At 41.1% G+C, this 19,083-nt stretch carries 14 protein-coding genes; 11 read left to right on the forward strand and 3 right to left on the reverse strand.

All coding sequences use genetic code 11. The features are described 5' to 3' along the window. Positions 1-78: 78 nt before the first annotated feature. Positions 79-729, forward strand: a complete 651-nt coding sequence (locus QLH32_RS11755) for a response regulator (protein WP_004678977.1) — start codon at positions 79-81, stop codon at positions 727-729. Between the two features lie 118 nt (positions 730-847). Here the strand turns inward: QLH32_RS11755 and omp33-36 are convergent, their stop codons facing one another. After that, positions 848-1,717, reverse strand: a complete 870-nt coding sequence (gene omp33-36 / locus QLH32_RS11760; RefSeq protein ID WP_267980857.1) for a porin Omp33-36 — start codon at positions 1,715-1,717, stop codon at positions 848-850. A gap of 1,079 nt (positions 1,718-2,796) precedes the next feature. Here omp33-36 and QLH32_RS11765 point away from each other — a divergent pair. Together QLH32_RS11765 and QLH32_RS11770 are read left to right on the forward strand one after the other, a co-directional pair. Next, a complete protein-coding gene (locus tag QLH32_RS11765; RefSeq protein ID WP_283266383.1) occupies positions 2,797-4,515 on the forward strand; it encodes a GGDEF domain-containing protein in 1,719 nt (572 codons plus the stop codon). Positions 4,516-4,765: 250 nt separating this feature from the next. Then, positions 4,766-5,722: a helix-turn-helix domain-containing protein gene (locus QLH32_RS11770; RefSeq protein ID WP_283266384.1), complete on the forward strand. Its 957-nt coding sequence runs from the start codon at positions 4,766-4,768 to the stop codon at positions 5,720-5,722. Positions 5,723-5,771: 49 nt separating this feature from the next. Here QLH32_RS11770 and uvrA read toward each other — a convergent pair whose 3' ends face one another. Then, complete coding sequence (gene uvrA, locus QLH32_RS11775) at positions 5,772-8,603, reverse strand: excinuclease ABC subunit UvrA (RefSeq protein ID WP_283266385.1); 2,832 nt, start codon at positions 8,601-8,603, stop codon at positions 5,772-5,774. Positions 8,604-8,814: 211 nt separating this feature from the next. Between uvrA and QLH32_RS11780 the strand changes: the two genes are divergently transcribed. After that, entirely contained in the window at positions 8,815-9,387 is a 573-nt protein-coding gene (locus QLH32_RS11780) for a DUF2939 domain-containing protein (RefSeq protein ID WP_283266386.1), read from the forward strand. Between the two features lie 54 nt (positions 9,388-9,441). Beyond that, positions 9,442-9,795 (forward strand): DUF1304 domain-containing protein, encoded by a 354-nt coding sequence (locus tag QLH32_RS11785; protein WP_283266387.1) that lies wholly within the window; start codon positions 9,442-9,444, stop codon positions 9,793-9,795. A 145-nt stretch (positions 9,796-9,940) separates the two neighbouring features. On the opposite strand, the gene tenA is transcribed toward QLH32_RS11785, so the two are convergent. Continuing rightward, the gene (tenA, locus tag QLH32_RS11790; RefSeq protein WP_283269329.1) at positions 9,941-10,615 is read right to left on the reverse strand and encodes a thiaminase II; all 675 of its coding nucleotides are present in this window, start codon (positions 10,613-10,615) and stop codon (positions 9,941-9,943) included. A 175-nt stretch (positions 10,616-10,790) separates the two neighbouring features. Here tenA and QLH32_RS11795 point away from each other — a divergent pair, with 175 nt between their 5' ends. The 6 genes from QLH32_RS11795 to QLH32_RS11820 all read left to right on the forward strand — a co-directional run bounded on the left by QLH32_RS11795 (position 10,791) and on the right by QLH32_RS11820 (position 19,082). Further along, entirely contained in the window at positions 10,791-11,873 is a 1,083-nt protein-coding gene (locus tag QLH32_RS11795) for a DUF475 domain-containing protein (RefSeq protein WP_279958760.1), read from the forward strand. A 152-nt stretch (positions 11,874-12,025) separates the two neighbouring features. Further along, entirely contained in the window at positions 12,026-13,387 is a 1,362-nt protein-coding gene (locus QLH32_RS11800) for an MFS transporter (RefSeq protein WP_279958759.1), read from the forward strand. Positions 13,388-13,438: 51 nt separating this feature from the next. Further along, on the forward strand, positions 13,439-14,035 hold the full coding sequence (ssb, locus tag QLH32_RS11805; protein ID WP_283266388.1) for a single-stranded DNA-binding protein: 597 nt from the start codon (positions 13,439-13,441) through the stop codon (positions 14,033-14,035). Between the two features lie 155 nt (positions 14,036-14,190). Further along, positions 14,191-15,417 (forward strand): tyrosine-type recombinase/integrase, encoded by a 1,227-nt coding sequence (locus QLH32_RS11810; protein ID WP_279958758.1) that lies wholly within the window; start codon positions 14,191-14,193, stop codon positions 15,415-15,417. After that, positions 15,410-16,966 (forward strand): site-specific integrase, encoded by a 1,557-nt coding sequence (locus QLH32_RS11815; protein ID WP_279958757.1) that lies wholly within the window; start codon positions 15,410-15,412, stop codon positions 16,964-16,966. Before QLH32_RS11810 ends, QLH32_RS11815 begins: the two co-directional genes overlap by 8 nt. Beyond that, positions 16,959-19,082: an integrase gene (locus QLH32_RS11820; protein WP_279958756.1), complete on the forward strand. Its 2,124-nt coding sequence runs from the start codon at positions 16,959-16,961 to the stop codon at positions 19,080-19,082. Before QLH32_RS11815 ends, QLH32_RS11820 begins: the two co-directional genes overlap by 8 nt. Position 19,083: the final 1 nt, after the last annotated feature.

Below are 19,083 nucleotides of genomic sequence, written 5' to 3' on the forward strand. Positions count from 1 at the left end.
ATTTAAAAATAGGCTAGGATAGATTGAATTTGAATAAACACAGTACATTGACGTACTTACAGATTGCGTAAAGCGCTTATGAATATTTTAATTGTAGATGATCATCCCTTATTTAGACATGCGTTGATTCAAGCGGTTCGTTATAGCCTGCCACAGGCACAGATTCAGGAAACGGCTGATGTTGACGAATTCTATGCACGGCTGGAGCATGGGGCGGAACCCGATCTGGTGTTGCTGGACCTGAATCTACCAGGCGCCTCAGGATTTTCTGCGCTGGTGTATGTACGGGCACAGTATCCAGCGATTCCGATCATTATTGTTTCTGCCCATGAAGAAGTGTCGATTATCCAGAGGGCAATTGCACACGGGGCAATGGGATACATTCCAAAATCCTCACACCCCAGCCATATTGGCGAGGCCATTAAGCAGGTGCTGGAGGGTGAGATCTGGCTGCCACCGAATTTACCGACTCATGCTGGATTTGACCCAAGGGCTGCGGACGAAACCGCACTGGCAGAGCGTTTACAGTCACTGACCCCGCAGCAGTTCCGTGTGTTGATGATGGTGGCTGAGGGGCTGCTGAATAAACAGATTGCCTATGACCTGGAAGTGTCCGAGGCAACCATCAAGGCGCATGTAACCGCCATTTTCCGTAAACTTGGCGTACAAAACCGTACTCAGGCAGTGCTGGCGATTAGTGCCTTAAATATCGAAGACAAGAAGATGTAGTCGAGAGCAGGTGAGAACTGAATGACTTTTCCAATTCTCCCTAAAATAAAAAACCAGTTCAAAATGAACTGGTTTTTTTATGATCAATCTGGGTTCTGGATAGAACCGCAATTCAATCTTAGAAACGTAACTTCGCGTTTACGCCAACAGTTTGCATATCTGCGTCAGAACCTACAGCATTTGCATTTACATAGCTTGCACCAACCGCAATCGCTGGAGTGATGAAGTAGTTTACATTCACACCCCAAGCTGAGTCTGGTGAACCAGCAAAGCTAGATTCAGCATAAGAAACGCCAGCACTAAGTTGTGAGTTTAGGTACAAATCAGTTTTTAACTCGTACGCAGTGTCTTGACCGTAAACGATACCTGTTTCGAAACCAATTGACATTGGAGTACCTGTGATTGCACCAACGTATTTAGTACGTGCAGTGATCGCATCCTGGTCATCGGCAATCGTTGCTGTCTCACCAACTGCTTTGGCAAAACCACTGTTTAGGATTGTGAACGTATCTAAAGATGTTTGTTCAACAACGTTGGTATAACCTACAGCCACAAGGAAATTTGGTGCGATAACAGAACCAAACTCAACTGCCCAGCGTTGACCACGGTCATCAGAAAGACCATATTTACCGTCATTGTCAGTTGCGCTGTAGCTTAAGCTTGCATATGCAGGCATATATGGAGTTGGCAGGTAAGCTTCCGCCTTAATACCCACGTTTTGGGATTTAACGTCGTCAAGGTTTGCAAAGTTATATCCAACAGCAACATTTGAAGCCTGGTTAAGGAAAGCAGCTTCTGCCAAAGGACCTTTAGATGCATCTACATTATTGAAATAGTAGGTTGCCTGTCCACCCACAGTAAAGTTGTTATAATCTCTGTTTTCATCATTTGAATCTAGGGCTTCAGACTGACCTTGAATTTCGAATTGGTAAGCGTGAGCACCGGTCATGGCTAATACTAAAGCAGTGGCTAAACCGAGTTTTTTCATACGAATTTCCAGCATTAATAAAAAAAGATATACATCTAAAAACAGGATTCATTGTATTGTAACAAAATATGAAGTCAATGTAATAAATGGGTTACTCCGATAAACGAACAATCAAGGGCTAAGGATCGTTTAAAAAATAGACAAATGTATTTTATTTTGTCAACCTGACACGAAATATATAACTAACAATTAGATAGATGAAATTTTCATCTTTGAAATCGCTGTAATATAATGGTCATAATTCCATATTTTAATTGATTTATTCGATAGTATTGATCGTTTTTTACATTTAATGTGGGCAGAAAAATTACATAATTAAGCTTAAAAAGTGTGAATAAAATCTACTTTTCCTGTGTTTATGCGGTTTGTTTTTTATAATTTAAGCGGATTATCTGGATAAGATAGATAAAACCAGGTTAACAAAAGGCTGGATTTTTTAAAAAGGATTAACAAAAACGATGAAAAATGTAAATCTGATCTATTTAATCAACTTTACTTTTTGAGATGTGGTTCACATAATAGTGAGCAAGAGGTGTGGTATTTGCATTTTACCTCATAACATTTTCTCAAGTATTCGATGTGTCATACATCATTGTTTACTAGCTCGGCTTTCCCCAAGGCTGAGCTTTTTTTTGCCTATTGTTTTAGTCATTCAATATGCAATTAAATGAGAGATAAAAGACAGGGATTCGAACAGGTTCATGCCCCAAGATTCTTTTTTATGATCTGGGAGAATCACGTATGGGCTGCTGAAAGAAGCATAATTTTCCCATAAAAAAAGACCCAACCTTAATTTGAAAGATTGGGTATTAGAAAAGGATGTTTCAATAGAGGGGAGAAAACATCCTTGAGGGTTTACGGATCAAAGGGATTCTCTGGAATTAGTTAAATTATTGCCTGTTTCAGCAGATATGTGAAATTGGTAATTTTCATCTTATGGATTTAGTTTCCCGATGAATTGGCATTTTACTTCCACTAAAGAAGCACCTAAATCATGACAGTACAAATTAAAATTCAGGTAGAATCATTGTCTGTTTAAAAAACATTCGAAATATTCCTGAGAAGCGTAAGGTGTATGCATGGAACGTAAGTTAAAGAATGAAAAATTACGTTCAGAGCAAATCAGCCTGCGCCTTTTTGCCTGTATGGTCGTGATTATCTTATCGATCCTCTATATTTCCATTCCGCTTATTATCCATAGTGATCAAGAATATATTAAAACCCAACAGGTACTGACTGAAATGACCAGTTTGCGTGCCTTGGTGAAAACCGCCAACAAAATTTCCAGGGAACGTGCCCACAGCAACAAGCTGATGTCGAGCCAGCCAGATGAACTGGAAAACAACAGGAAAGAATTACAGGCATTCAGGCAGGTGGTGGATGCGCAAATCAATGAAACCATCCTCACACTACAGAAAAATGGCTTTGATTCAATCGCACTGCAATTGAGGGCGGATTTAAAACCAAAACTGGCACAGGGACGTAAAAAGGTCGATGCCTATGCCGAAATTCCACCTGATCAACGTACTTCTGCCCAGCTTGACCATGCGATTGTGTCAATGTTTAAGGTTTGGGATAGCAACCGTAAATTGCTCAATGTGTTAATGACCCAGTCGAAAACCAAAGATAGCAAGATGTCGAATTATTTTATTTCGATTCTCGTATTAACCGACATGCGTGATCAGGCAGGGCGGGTTGCTTCGAACATTATAGCACCTGTCACCTTTGGCGAGAAAATTTCTGACGAGAATCGGGCACGTTCACTACAAACCCAGCATCAGGCACAATATCTTTGGACAATGGTGGATGCCATTCAGCCACAAAATGCAAAAACCTCTGAATATCAATATTTATATCGACGTGTAAAAACCGAGTTTCTGGATCAGGGTCTGCCTCTCATCGCGAAACTGCTGGATGAAAGCAAGAATAATGAAGCCTACTTTCTAACGGGAACGCAACTGACGGAACGTATTGTTGATAAATTCATCACGGTGATGGATTTGCAAAACTATATTCTGGACTACAGCATTGAAGTTGCCACTGAACAGCATAAAAAGGCCAGACATCAACTGATCTTTACCCTGTGTATTTCCAGTCTTTGCCTGTTGATCGCGATTTTTACCATGATTTATGCAAGGCAAAGGGTTTTTAGCCCACTGATCAGGGCCAGAGATATGATTCTAGGCTTATCAAATACGCCTGATGAGCAGCAGCCGAGCAAACCTCAGCAAGAATTTGTTTCCCTGTTTGAGGCGATAGGTAAGCTAAAAGACATGCTGCAACAGCGTGACATGATGGAATTGCAGCTTAAACAGATTGCGAATTCTGATGTTTTAACAGGTGTGTCCAACCGTTTGGCCCTGGATGAATATATTGGTGTCTTGGAATCACAGCCTGAGACTTTGTCGCAAACCTGTGTGATTGTGGTGGATATTGATAATTTTAAATTCGTAAATGAGCAGTATGGGCATATTGTCGGTGATCAGGTGATTGTGATGATTGCGGATCAGTTAAAGCAGCATGTACGTTCATCTGACCTGATTGTGCGTTATGGGGGTGATGAGTTTTTGGTGGTGATTGAAAATATCCAAATGGATGTGGCAAAGGCGATTGCTGAAAGTATTCGTTTGGGGATTTCAAAAGAGCGTATTGTCATTTCCAATATGGATGAAGCGATTCAGGTTTCGGTGAGTATTGGCGTGGCGATTGGGGCGGGAAGTTGGCTGGAACTGCTGGAAAAAGCCGATCAATCGATGTTAAGAGCCAAAGCAAGAGGAAAAAATGTGGTGGAGGGGTAAAATATTTTCAATTTTATTTTAAAAATAAATATATAAGAATATGTTTTTTATGAATTTTAATTAAAAATAATCTTTCTCCAAATAAATAATCCTCATGTAATACTATGTTCCATAAAGAGCATTTATAAAGCAATCAATTATTCATTTTATATATCTAGAGTTTTTGAAGCTAATAAAAAGTATTAGCTTGACAGGATTTTAGATAAATTATACATTAATGTATAATTTATACGTTTAAAGAAATTGAATAATGAAACTATCAGCTTTAAAAAAGGTTCGTTTGGCAAAAATGATGACTCAGGCGGAAGTAGCGGAAGCTATGGGAGTGAGTCAACCTAATTACCAACGTTGGGAATCTGGAGCCGCCACTATTCCTAAAACTAAACACTCGAAGTTGGCAAAAGTACTAAATTCGACTGTAGATGAGATTTTAGGAAATCCTCGCCCTTTTGACACTTTGGGAATTCGAGAGGATATTGGCGATGAAGATACATATTTTGGAGAAATAGCATTTCATTTCTCATCAGGAAAGGGACTCCTATTTCCGATTACTGAGGCTGAAAGATCTCGGTTGTATCATCAGCTAAGGGGTAGTGGAGACTTTATTGTTGTTGAGTCTTTAGATAATCGTATTGCCTTTATTCGGAGAACTTCAATACAGGATGTTTATTTTTCAAGTGATGCATTTGATACTTTTGGGCCTGAAAAATACAAAGACTGCTTAGAAGTGAATAGAGTTGAAGATGAAGAATGGTTAGTTATAGAGAATATTGAGTGTTTAGAGTGTGTAATAGATTTAATAGGTGAAGAAAAAGTAAAAAACTATGTAAAGAAAATACTTTTAACCGAAGAAGAGTTAGATGCATTAATTGAACAAGGTCATATAATGAAAGAAGATAGAGAAAATGTTAAAAGAGACGCATCTAAAGAATTAAAAAAATTGTATGCCAGAGCGACGGAGATTCAGTGGCAATTTGTTAATGGGAAAATAAGAAAAGAAGAGATATTCGATAATCAGAAACTTTATAATGCTTTCTCTTGTCTTGAAATTGATCCTGATAATGTAGAACCATTTATTCATCTATCTATAGAGGGATATCATAGATCGATTTTTATCAATACTGCTGAGTTAGATTATATTTTTATTCCCGCGCATAAATTTAATTATGGTCGTTTAGAGGCTTTAGAAGAAGAATTGAGTGAATAATTTGTTAGGCTAGAAATCAATTGATCTTCTAGCCTAATTTAATGAAACTTTACTTCAACATCGGCTTTAAGAAACGCCCAGTATGTGAAATCTCAACTTTCGCGACTTGCTCAGGTGTGCCTTCAGCAATGATCTGACCACCACCAGAACCGCCTTCAGGTCCTAGGTCAATCACCCAGTCCGCCGTCTTGATCACATCCAGATTATGCTCAATTACCACAATGGTATTGCCCTTGTTGCGAAGCTCATGCAGGATGTCCAGCAACTTGGCAATATCATGGAAATGCAGGCCAGTGGTCGGCTCATCCAGAATATACAAGGTTTTACCTGTATCACGTTTTGCCAGTTCACGAGCCAGCTTCACCCGTTGTGCTTCACCACCTGAAAGTGTGGTTGCCGCCTGACCCAGACGAATATAGCCTAAGCCCACCTGCATCAGGGTTTCCAGACGACGGTGGATGACAGGAATTGCGCTAAAAAACTCTGCCGCATCCTCGACTGTCATTTCCAAAACATCGGAAATGTTCTTGCCTTTATAACCCACTTCCAGCGTTTCGCGGTTATAACGTTTGCCATGACAGGCATCACAAGGCACATACATATCAGGCAGGAAGTGCATCGCCACCTTGATCATGCCATCGCCCTCACAGGCTTCACAACGCCCACCTTTCACGTTAAATGAGAAACGGCCTGCGCTATAGCCCCGTGCCTTGGCTTCAGGTGTCTGGGCAAACAATTCACGAATCGGGGTGAATAAACCTGTATAGGTGGCAGGATTGGAACGTGGCGTACGTCCGATCGGGCTTTGGTCAATGTCAACCACTTTATCCAGATGCTGCAAGCCGTCGATTGAATCAAATTTTTCCGCAGTGAGTGTGGTTGCGCCATTCAGCTGGGTGGCTGCCAAAGGCAACAGGGTACGGTTAATCAGGGTCGATTTACCAGAACCTGACACGCCCGTTACACAGGTCATAATACCTAATGGAATGGTCAAATCGACATTTTGCAGGTTATGTCCACTTGCACCAGACAGCTTGATCACTTCATTTGGACGAGGTGATTGGGTACGTTGTTTTGGCACTTCAATTTTTAACTTACCTGAGAGGTATTGACCTGTGAGTGAGTCAGCGTGATTGGCCAGTTCCTCATAGGTTCCTTCGGCAATGATGGCACCGCCGTGAATCCCCGCACCTGGACCAATATCAATAATATGGTCAGCGGCTCGGATCGCATCTTCATCATGCTCGACCACCAATACGGTATTGCCCAGATCACGTAAGCGAATCAGGGTTTGTAACAGGCGATCATTATCACGCTGGTGCAGGCCAATGGATGGTTCATCCAAAACATACATCACGCCCATCAAGCCTGCACCAATCTGTGAGGCGAGACGAATACGCTGCGCCTCACCACCTGACAGGGTTTCAGCCGAACGTGCGAGACTTAAGTAATTAAGTCCAACACTGACCAAGAAGTGTAAACGCTCACGAATCTCCTTAAAGATTTTATCAGCGATTTCACCTTTGGCACCCTCAAGATTCAGGTCCTGATAGTAGTTTTCTGCATCGCCAATCGACATCTTGGTGATCTGGGCAATGGTTTTATCTTTTACGCGAACATGACGTGAGATTTCATTCAGACGTGAACCACCACAGGCATCACAGGCGGCATTGGAAAGATATTGCGCCAGATCATCACGAACGTAGTTTGACTCAGTTTCACGGTAACGGCGTTCCAGATGTGGCAGGATTCCTTCAAACGGTTGTACACGGCTATGTTTACGACCACGTTCATCAATATAACTCAGGTCGATTTTCTCTTTGCCTGTGCCTTGCAGGAATTTTTTCTGCGTATCCTTATCCAGCTTATTCCACTGCTCATCCAGACTAATGCCAAAGTGATCAGCGACTTTTTGCAACATGGTGTAGTAATAAGGACGCTGTCTGTCCCAACCTCGAATTGCACCCTGGCTGATGGAAAGCTCAGCATTTAGAATCAGCTTTTCTGCACTAAAATGGCTACGTGTGCCTAGACCATCACAGACAGGGCAGGCACCAAATGGATTGTTGAATGAGAACAAACGTGGTTCAAGTTCAGCCACCGCACGGTCACATTCAGGACAGGAGTGCTTTGCAGAGAAAACCCGTTCAGGATGTTCACCATTCATCCATGATAAAATCGCTATATCGCCGCCTAAACGTAGAGCGGTTTCAAAAGACTCTGCAATACGGTTGCCAAGGTCATCTCGTACCTTAAAGCGGTCCACCACCACTTCAATGGTATGTTTTTTCTTTTTGTCCAGTTCAGGCGGGGTATCAATATCAATGATTTCACCATCAACACGGGCACGAACAAAGCCCTGACCCTGTAACTGTTCAAATAGCTGGGTATATTCACCCTTGCGCTCACGTACCACAGGCGCAAGCAGCATCAGTGCAGTGCTTTCGGGCAGTGCCTTGACGGCATCGACCATTTCTGAAATGGTCTGGGCCACCATTGGCAGGTCATGTTCAGGGCAGTATGGAGTACCGACACGTGCATACAACAAACGTAGGTAGTCATAGATTTCGGTAATGGTTCCCACTGTCGAACGTGGGTTGTGGCTGGTCGACTTTTGCTCAATCGCAATCGCAGGGGATAAGCCCTCAATTGAATCGACCTCGGGTTTTTCCATTTGCGAAAGGAACTGGCGTGCATAGGCCGAAAGTGACTCAACATAGCGGCGCTGGCCTTCGGCATACAGGGTATCAAAGGCAAGTGATGATTTACCTGAGCCAGAAAGTCCCGTAATCACCACAAATTTGTCACGTGGTATATCGAGTGACACATTCTTTAAGTTATGGGTACGTGCGCCTCGAATACGGATATGACTTTGACTCATAAATACATCTCGAAATTGTGCGAATAAAACGTGTATATAATAGCGATTTAAAATTGTTCAAGCTGTAACAAAACGATTTTAAACGTCAGATTGTGTCGGATTAATGATTTCAAATATGTTTTTAACATGAAATTCTAATGTGACCCAAAGACTTATCCCTGAGATTCACAGACCATTCATTCAAAAATAAATTCCTAAAACTGAGGGCATCATGTCAAAAAAACTGCAAGTTTCGATTGTTGTGATTATTCTGCTGGTTTTCGTTTATGTGTATGCATCTCCCTATCTGGTGATTTACCAAATCCGTCAGGCATTAAAGCATGAGGACAGCACCGCACTGGCAAGTTATGTTGATTTTCCCAGTGTTCGACAGGGAATCAAGGATCAGTTGAATACTGAGCTCGTAAAGAAATTTCCAGAACATGCACAGGCATCCGAGGGTGGCTTTGCCGCTTTCGGTGCCTTACTGGCTTCTTCGATGGTTGATAAAATGGTGGATGTGATGGTCAGTCCCCAAGGCGTTGCCATGCTTTTACAGGGAAAAAAGCTAAAAGAAAGTTTGCCATTTCAAGCCCAGCCTGAACAGTCCGAACAACAGCAAACACAGGCAGGAGAGCAGGCAAAGGAAAAGCTGTCTTATCATGGTAAATATCAGTCATTCAATCGCTTTACGGTGGAAATCCGTCATCCACAAAAGCAGCCTCCAATTAATGTCATTTTGCAAAGACAAGGCTTGAGCTGGAAAGTCACACAAATCGTATTGCCAATTGAGCAATTGAAATAGATCAGTGCTACATTAAAATCAATTGTGTAAGGTGCAAAACAAGGAACAAATAAAATGTTGGGAACAATTTTAATTGCGTTGATTGCTATATTGCATGTTTATATTTTAGTGCTGGAAATGTTTTTATGGGATAAACCCTACGGTTTAAAGGCTTTTGGCAACACATTAGAGAAAGCACAGCTGACCAAGGTTCTGGCACAAAATCAGGGCCTGTATAATGGCTTTCTGGCGGCAGGTTTGTTCTGGTCGTTATTGGCACCCGCAGGCTTTGCTCTTGCAATTGCCAACTTCTTTTTAGGCTGTGTGTTGGTTGCAGGCATTTATGGTGGACTGACCGCCAGTAAAAAAATTATTTATATTCAGGCTGTACCTGCATTGATCACCTTAATTGTTGTCAATCTTTTTTGATAAGGCTCAACAATAAAAGTATTTATTCAACTTTGTTTATGCTTTAATGCACTCAGTTTGAGATGAGCCTCATACAGTATATCGGACAATACGATATACGACTAAGCCCCTGAATAGGGGCTTTTTTATGTCTGTATCAATTGTTTTATGCGTGGTCCAACCCTAACCACTCTCTTTGCTGATAGGCACTGTCCCAGAAGAGCCATTCCAGTTTTGCACCCATGCTATAGGCTGCATGCATTTTTGCCAAAGTATCCGCATCACAGCGTGCGGCCACTTTATCAACCGTTGCAATCACGTTGTGTACCGCGGTATGAAATTCCTCACCTGAATAGGTATCCACCCATGCCTGATAGGGATTATTTTCCACAGACTGGCTGACAATATCGTTGCCAACCTCTGCATAAATCCAGAAACACGGCAACAGCGCGGCTAAAACCACAGGGTAGCTTTCCGACCAGGCCGTTGCGGTCAGGAACGATGTGTAATGATGACAGGCAAGGGTTAAAGGCGTGCTTTCAAACTCGGTTTTAGTAATGCCAAACGCCTGCATGAAATCCTTATGTAGGCTGCGCTCCACAATAATCGCAATTTTGGCGGCCTCAGAAAACTGGATCACGTCATCTGCGTCAAAGGCCTTTGCTGCGGCAACAGCCAGTGCTCGGCCATAAGCCAGTAAGTAATGTGCATCCTGAATGACATAATGGCAAAACGCCTTACTGTCTAGTGTGCCAGCGGCAAGCTCCTGATTAAAAGGCAGTGCCAATATTTTTTGATATAAATTGAGATTACGTTGCCAAACATCTTGAGAAAACGTCATAAACTGAACCTGTAAACGTGTTATTCCATCAATAATGGCAAAACTATAGCAGAGTCTGGTTTTCGCCAATGCATTTCCCAAAAATAAGTGCAACAATCTTCACAATTTTTAGCTCAAAATTCGCCTACAATAGGCACATTTTTAAATCCTGACGATTTCGTATAAAAGGCTGCTCATGAAGCATTTTCGTTTCTCAATTTTCTTTACGGTAGTGTGTCTGGCACTATCCGCCTACTGGGGCTATACGCATGGTCCCGAAGCAGGTGTGGCAACCATGCTCAAGGCGCTCACCATTACTGCAATTCTGGCGGTGATGGAAGTCTCCCTATCGTTTGACAACGCTGTTGTGAATGCGTCGGTATTACGTGGTTGGGATCATTTCTGGAAAATGATTTTCTTGACGGTGGGTATCCTGATCGCGGTATTTGGGATGCGTCTGGTTTTCCCTGTGGTGATTGTAGCTGTGACTGCCGATATGGGCATGGTCGAAGTGGCTAAACTGGCACTGAATGATCCAAAAACCTATTCAGAACGCTTAATGGCGCATCATGCCGAGATTTCTGCCTTTGGCGGGACTTTCCTGTTGATGGTGTTCCTGAATTTCTTCTTTGATGATGGCAAGGAAACCCACTGGTTCAGGTGGCTGGAGGCCAAGTTGGCGCATCTGGCCAGTGTGCCTGCAATGTCGGTTTTCCTTGCGCTTATCGCAATGCTGATCATGGCAGCGAATGTGGATGAGGCTGCGCGTCTGGCGGTGACGATGGCGGGTATCTGGGGCATTGTGGTGTATATTGGCGTGCAGGTGCTGAGCCATTTACTGGGCGGTGAACCTGAAATTGATGAGAATGGCAATGCGGTGACGCATGATTCAAGTGGGGCGGCTTCAGGTGTGGTTAAGGCGGGTTTCGGTGGATTCCTGTACCTTGAGGTGCTGGATGCATCGTTTAGCTTTGATGGTGTGATTGGGGCGTTTGCCATCACCAGTGATGTGGTGATCATCATGCTGGGTCTTGCGATTGGTGCAATCTTTGTCCGTTCGATGACAATCTATCTAGTGGAGAAAGGTACGCTGGATGCCTATATCTTCCTTGAACATGGCGCACACTACGCGATTGGTGCACTGGCATTTATCATGATTGCCAGCGGTACAGGGTTGCATGTACCAGAAGTGGTTACAGGTTTGATCGGGGTCGCCTTTATTGTTTGGGCGGTACTTGCCTCGATCCAGTACAGTAAGCGGGAACAGCAGGCCTCTTAAGCTCATTTTCAGCTTGGTCATCTATTTTATAAGGGAGCAAATATTGTTCCCTTATTTTTTCTCCCAAAGATTATGTTTTTCATAATCTATTTATAACCTTTGTAGGCGAATGGCTTATAATTCGCTGAGCCAGTTACAGTGTCTTATCAACAATGAATGCTTTAGAACGCCGTTCAACCTTTGCCTTAAGTAGCATTTTTGCCTTACGCATGTTGGGCCTGTTCATGATTATTCCTGTGTTTTCGGTTGCAGGGCAGTCCTACCAGTATGCAACGCCAGCCCTGATTGGCTTGGCTGTTGGGGTGTATGGCTTAACCCAGGCAATCCTGCAAATCCCATTCAGCCTGTTGGCAGACCGCTTTAGCCGAAAACCCCTGGTTGTTTTGGGCCTGTTGCTGTTTGCATTGGGTGGGGCAATTGCTGGCCTGTCTGACACGATTTATGGGGTGATTATTGGACGGGCGATTGCGGGCGCGGGTGCAGTGTCGGCGGTGGTGATGGCGTTGCTGGCTGATGTCACCCGTGAGGAGCAGCGAACCAAGGCAATGGCTGCGATGGGGATGAGCATTGGTTTGTCCTTTGTGGTGGCATTCAGTCTGGGACCGTGGCTGACCAGTATTGTGGGTATTTCAGGATTGTTTTTCGTCACCACACTGATGGGGCTGGCGGCAATCCTGATGCTGTTGCTGGTTCCGAAAGTGACCCGACATCATCGAAACTTCCAGCAGGGCTATCTGAATCAGCTGAAACAGGTGATGCAGATGGGAGACCTGAACCGTTTGCATGTATCGGTTTTTGCCCTGCACCTGTTGCTAACGGCCATGTTTATCTATGTGCCATCACAACTGATTGAATATGCGCAGATTCCACTTGCCAAACATGGTCTGGTCTATTTGCCACTATTGGTGATTAGCCTGTTTTTTGCCTTTCCAAGCATCATCATTGCGGAAAAATACCGCAAGATGCGGGGCATTTTCCTGTCTGCAATTGCTGGGATTATTGGTGGTTTGCTGATCCTGATCTTCGGTTATGAATCCAAATATGTACTGCTGGCTGGGCTGGGCATTTTCTTTATTGCGTTCAACGTGATGGAGGCCTTGCTGCCATCCTGGCTGTCCAAGGCTGCCCCCCTCCAGTCCAAGGCCACCGCAATGGGAGTAAACGCCAGCAGCCAGTTTCTGGGCGCATTCTTTGGCGGTACGCTGGGTGGACAGCTTTTGATGTTACAGAATACTGCGCTCGGGTGGAGTGTGCTGGCGGGGATTGCTATACTATGGCTGCTGATTAGTTTTGGGCTGGCGCAGCCAAGATATTTATCCTCGATTGTATTGCCCCTGCCTCAGGCGGTACAAACAGATGAATGGACTTCAAAACTATTGGCAATTCGTGGTATTGAAGAAGTGGTGGTGATGCCCGAACAGCAGGTTGCCTATATTAAGGTCGATAAGCAGTGTATTGATGATGCTGGGCGACAAGATTTAACGCACTTGTTGGGCAAAGAGGTAGCCATTTAAGCATAACTCTTATAAAGTAAAACATAGAAATACATAGGATGAATACAGCTAATGCGTGGTGTGAATAAAGTTATTTTAGTCGGTACTTTAGGTCGGGATCCGGAAACAAAAACCTTTCCAAATGGTGGATCATTAACCCAGTTTTCGATTGCAACAAGTGAATCGTGGGTAGATAAGAATACAGGTGAGCGTAAGGAACAAACGGAATGGCACCGCATTGTGCTGCACAACCGTTTGGGTGAGATTGCACAACAATATCTGCGTAAAGGTTCAAAAGTCTATATTGAGGGTTCATTGCGTACACGCCAGTGGACGGATCAGAATGGTCAGGAGCGCTACAGCACCGAAATCCGTGGTGACCAAATGCAGATGCTTGATTCACGCCAGCAAGGTGAACAGGGCTTTGCGGGTGGCAATGACTTCAACCAGCCACGATTTAACAACAATAACAATCAGGGTGGCGGTTACCAGAATACAGGCTTTAACAATAACCAGAATGGTTATGGTCAAGGCGGTGGCTTTTCTGGTGGAAACCAGAGCAACTATGCAGGTAGCCCACAGGCAGGCAATGGTTTTAATACACCAAAAGCAGCACCACAACCTGCGGCGGCGGCCCCTGCGGATTTAGATGATGATTTACCGTTTTGACACCTACTAGAGACCATGTTTTGTAAAGTTTATAAAATTATTCTTTATTAGCAGTTAGTTACAAAAGAAATTTACAGATACTAGAAATGGTTCTGTAAATTTTTTTACTTATGATCTATGATATTTAATACTTAGATATTTTGTTAAATATAACCATGATGTCTGTTAAAAGATTTGTAATGAGTAGTGGTGAGAGATTCGCTGTTCTTTTGAATAGTGATGGTGTTCCTATGACTTATCCAAATTTATATACGATCATTCATTTAAGAAATCGTGGTCTATCAATCAATACTATTACAGCTATTCTGGAAGATATTAAGTTGCTGTTTCAGTTGTTGGATAAGTTAGGAATTGACTTGGAACAAAGGATAAAAAGTAAAGATTTTTTAAAATTAAATGAAATCGAAGCTTTAGTAAATTTAACCAGTTTCAATCGCAGTCGATTAAGTGGGGCAGCTTCAAAAACAAAGATCATAAGTTTTCCAAAAAGTAATAACAAAGAGCGAGCTAGAGCAAAATTGGTTGTTACTCAGGACTATGTATCCAAACAATTAATATATCGGCGGTTAACTAATTTTGCTGAATATATTGGATGGTTTGAGACATATCTTCATTCATCAGCAATAACAAGTACAAAACGGTTGTTAAAATCTCGTAGACCCCGCAAGTCCACGGATATTCAGTCTGAATACAAATCTTTTGATAGTGATCAATTACATAAAATTTTAAAGGCAGTTGATCCGGATAATCAGAATTGTATCTGGACTTCAGATTACATTACTTATAGAAATGAGCTGATTACCTATTTGTTTTTATATCTTGGATGCCGTAAAGGTGAATTATTAAATTTAAAAGTTACAGATATAACCCTCTCTAAAGGTGGTACATCGTATCTTACTATTAAGCGTAATCCTCATGATGGAAGTGATTCTAGGCTATATCAGCCGTTGGTTAAAACTAGAAGTCGATCAATTGCAGTCAATCAAAACTTAAAGAAAAAATTAGAAACTTATATTTTAAATTATAGATCAACCATACCAAATGCAGAGCTAACTGACTTTTTGATTTTATCAAATAAAGGTCAGCCACTTTCAATCAATGCTTTAGATAAAATCTTTTATGAAATCTCTAAAGCTGTGCTATTCAATGTACATGCACACGCATTTAGACATACTTGGAATGACAAATTTTCTGAGAAATCTCAACTTTTAGTGGCAACAGGTCAAACGACTGAAGCTCAAGTTGAAAATGATCGTGCTTATCTGATGGGGTGGATACCTAACTCACAAAGTGCAAGAAGATATTCAAGACGTGCAGAGAACAAACGTGCTGTAGAGATTTGCTTAGGTATCCAAGAAAAATTTGAGGATGAAAATGAATAAATCAATTCGAATCGATAGCTTAGATAAGTCGCAAAATACTTTTACCTCATTCAAAGGTTATGAGTTTAGTATCGATGATCAGAAATGGGTATTAGATATCAATAAAACTATAGATATCTCTCGGATACGAAATTATGAGTTTTCTGTCCAATCAGATGTGGTCATGACTTTGGTTCATTTTGCTAAGTATAGTTCAAGTTCACATACAGCAAACATGTGCGAATATATTGGTAAATATTTTGATATTACAGGAGAGAATCATTTTTCAATTAAAGGTCTTTTAAATTATAAAAATTTTTATTCGGCAAAAAAAGATGAATACAAAGTAGCTATGCTACGAGTCTTTTTGAAGAAACTATATGATTTAGGTTATTCCTCAGTAGATGATGAAGTTTACGATCTAATGGATTCATGGAGATTGAGTGGCAATGAAAAAGGAGCAGCAGTCCTTTCCCTTGATCCAGATGAAGGCCCATTTAGCCCATTCGAATTTCAAACAATTATCACTAGAACCAATGAATATTTAGCAGAAAATAAGATTTCCTATTATGAGGCTGCTCTAATTCGTGTTTTTTGTGCGACTGGTAGACGACCAATCCAAATTGCAGGATTAAAGATAAAAGACTTATACGTAACGGATAAGTATAATTTTAATGATAAAAATGAAGTTCATATACTTAACATTCCGAGAGCTAAAGTTAGAGGTGCTAGTGGATTCCGATTTGCTTTTAGTGAAGTTGGAATTCGTGAAAGTATCGCTCAAATTTTATTTGAGCATATTCGGGTTCTGGAACAAACATTGAGTAATGCAATTAATCGAGAATTATTAAAACAGGAAGTTGATGAACTACCATTATTTTATGATCTTGAAAAATTAACAGAGTTAGATTGGGGCGATGAAAAGGAAATTTCGAAAATTTTACCGAATGAAATTATTCATTTGCCTACGGTTCAACTAACTCAAAAATTAAAAGATGCGGTAAGAAAGCTTGGTGTTCGTTCAAGGGAAACAGGTAAGCCAATATTTGTTAATGCTTATAGGTTTCGCTATACGCTTGGAACAAATGCTGCTAGGCAAAAAGCAGGCGTGAATGTTATTGCAAAGCTGTTAGATCATCATGACACCCAGAATGCACACTGCTATGTAGAAAGTGTTCCTGAAATTGCACAACAAATTTCATCTATCATGGATGAAAGTTTACGCAAATATGCAGATGCTTTTCAGGGAAAAGTTGTAAAGGATGAGATTGAGGCTCAATCACAAGTTAAAGATGCGAATAGAATTTCTTATGTAGAACAGGATTGTGATGTCGGCTCATGTGGTACACATCAATACTGTAACGATTATGCACCAATCGCATGTTATCTGTGTAGTAAGTTTATGCCTTGGGCAAATGCACCTCACCATCTAGTTCTAGAGCAATTAATAAAAGAACGAGATGATCTAATTGCGATGGGGTGTAGCCTTGAAGTCGCTGCCGTGAATGATCGAACAATTATTGCTGTTCAGCAAGTTATTGATGCTTGTAAGGAGTTTAATCATGGATAATTTAATATATTTTCCATCTGACAAAATCCAATCTCCTTACTCCGAAATAAAGCGGTTTATTGATTTTGTTAAACAGTTATCAGAATTAAATGAAGATATTAGATTTGATGAGAATTATTGGAAAGGTGAAGTAAACTTTGTCAAAACGGGTATTTCATCCAAAGATAGATTACCTGAAAATCTTTTGCATCATTCAATTCTAGAATTTGCCAAAGCGTATGTTAAGTATCAGAGAATTAAGAGCAAGTTAAAAACCCAAGATACAATTCTTTCAATTCGGGCAATAGAACAAATATGCTTAGACCGATATGGTGAAGTTGATTTAACTAAATTGGTTATTGCAGATTTTGACTTGGCTGCTGAAAATGCAAAAGTAAATTATAAAGCGAGTTCTGCTTACCATGTAGGTAGACAACTAAAGATTCTATTGGATTTTCTTCGCCAATTAAAAATAGTTGCTTTACCAGAATGGAAAAATCCAATTAAAAAACCTGCTGATAAGTCGATTGTGCTAGATGAGGAGTCAGAGGAACATAGAGAATCTAAACTTCCTGATGAGGATGCGATTTTTGCATTAGCTGATATTTTCTCACGGAAAGATTCAGAATTGTCAGATAGAGATATTTTTGTTACCAGTGCTGTGAGTTTGCTTCTAGCTGCGCCAGAACGAGCATCAGAGCTATTTTTCTTAAAGCATAATTGTATCCACGAGGAAGAAGTCCAAACGCTTTCTAAGAGCAGTTTAGGGCTTACAGCAGATGGTTCTAATATTGAGACAGTATTAGGTATTAGGTGGTATGCACAGAAAAATTATGGGCATGACATTAAATACATTCCAAGTGTCATGATCCCAACGGTAAAACGGGCTATTGAACGTTTGATTAAGATGTCAGAAAAGTCTAGACATTTAGCATATTTGCTTGAGACAAGTGATAAATTTCCGAGACATGAGCTTTGTCCTGATGTCCCTGATCATCAATTTTTAAAACGTAGTGAAGTATTATTGGCAATGGGTTTTGATGAGTCAATATGTGATGCTATTGATGCAAATAAAAGTGCAAGACAGTTTTTAAAAACTCGTGATATTCCTATTAGTGATTATGAAGTCTGCCTGAATGATTTAAATATTATGCTGCGAAAGAGACTGCCTCAAGGTTTTCCTTATGTACCTTTTAAGACTGGTAATGGTATTCAGGTTAAATGGTCTGAAGCATTATTTTGTTGTTTCGCAAACCAATTCCATAGTGATAAAGCAACTATTTTCTCAGAATTATGGATGCCCCATATTGATACTTTAAATGAAGATTTATCACCAACCAAAAAGAAGTTACGAGGAAAAGATGAGTTAGCTAATGTGCAATCTATTTTTCAACGGTGGGGATATGGTGACTATAGTATGTCTACACATCAGTTTCGACATTTATTGAATACGATAGCAAATACCAATGGAATGGATAGCATGTTACTCGCTAAATGGTCAGGGCGGGCTGATATGAAGCAAAATCGAGTATATGACCATACTTCGGTTGATGATCGTAATTATGGCTTAATTGAGATGCAGAAAAATGAGGTTGGTACAGTAAATACTGATAGTACATTTACATTCCAGATCGCTACACCTCGAACTCTACAAGAGCTAAATACCAAAACAACATTGTCTATGCACACTACCGAGTTTGGACTTTGTACACATTCTTATATTGATGAACCCTGCTTAAAGTATAGAAACTGTCTTAATTGTACAGAGCATGTCTGTATTAAGGGTAATGCAGAAAAGAAAAAACGACTTGAAGATCGACTTAGAAAAGAAAAAATCTTATGGGCAAAGGATAAGGAGGCTGTTAGTAAAAATGTTACTGGTGCAACGGTCTGGTTGCAAACTAGAGAGCTTACAATTAAACGTTGTGAACAGATGATTACTCTATTGGATGATCCAAACATTCCCGATGGAACACCTTTGAGTCTGCCCCCTTCTGAAGATGTTACACATCTCGATTTAGCGTATCAAAAAGCAGGTCGTAAACGTATCCCCGTTATTGAGAATACTCAACGTAAAAAGATCGAGGATGAACCACGTTTGCTCAGTCCTGCATTGCAAATGGATTTATGGATTTGAT

The organism is Acinetobacter corruptisaponis (genome assembly GCF_030053775.1).
Lineage (GTDB): Bacteria > Pseudomonadota > Gammaproteobacteria > Pseudomonadales > Moraxellaceae > Acinetobacter > Acinetobacter corruptisaponis.

Coding starts and splice junctions, on each gene's coding strand:
- QLH32_RS11755 (WP_004678977.1), top strand. CDS start 79: ATGAATATTTTAATTGTAGATGATCATCCCTTATTTAGACATGCGTTG.
- omp33-36 (WP_267980857.1), bottom strand. CDS start 1,717: ATGAAAAAACTCGGTTTAGCCACTGCTTTAGTATTAGCCATGACCGGT.
- QLH32_RS11765 (WP_283266383.1), top strand. CDS start 2,797: ATGGAACGTAAGTTAAAGAATGAAAAATTACGTTCAGAGCAAATCAGC.
- QLH32_RS11770 (WP_283266384.1), top strand. CDS start 4,766: ATGAAACTATCAGCTTTAAAAAAGGTTCGTTTGGCAAAAATGATGACT.
- uvrA (WP_283266385.1), bottom strand. CDS start 8,603: ATGAGTCAAAGTCATATCCGTATTCGAGGCGCACGTACCCATAACTTA.
- QLH32_RS11780 (WP_283266386.1), top strand. CDS start 8,815: ATGTCAAAAAAACTGCAAGTTTCGATTGTTGTGATTATTCTGCTGGTT.
- QLH32_RS11785 (WP_283266387.1), top strand. CDS start 9,442: ATGTTGGGAACAATTTTAATTGCGTTGATTGCTATATTGCATGTTTAT.
- tenA (WP_283269329.1), bottom strand. CDS start 10,615: ATGACGTTTTCTCAAGATGTTTGGCAACGTAATCTCAATTTATATCAA.
- QLH32_RS11795 (WP_279958760.1), top strand. CDS start 10,791: ATGAAGCATTTTCGTTTCTCAATTTTCTTTACGGTAGTGTGTCTGGCA.
- QLH32_RS11800 (WP_279958759.1), top strand. CDS start 12,026: ATGAATGCTTTAGAACGCCGTTCAACCTTTGCCTTAAGTAGCATTTTT.
- ssb (WP_283266388.1), top strand. CDS start 13,439: ATGCGTGGTGTGAATAAAGTTATTTTAGTCGGTACTTTAGGTCGGGAT.
- QLH32_RS11810 (WP_279958758.1), top strand. CDS start 14,191: ATGATGTCTGTTAAAAGATTTGTAATGAGTAGTGGTGAGAGATTCGCT.
- QLH32_RS11815 (WP_279958757.1), top strand. CDS start 15,410: ATGAATAAATCAATTCGAATCGATAGCTTAGATAAGTCGCAAAATACT.
- QLH32_RS11820 (WP_279958756.1), top strand. CDS start 16,959: ATGGATAATTTAATATATTTTCCATCTGACAAAATCCAATCTCCTTAC.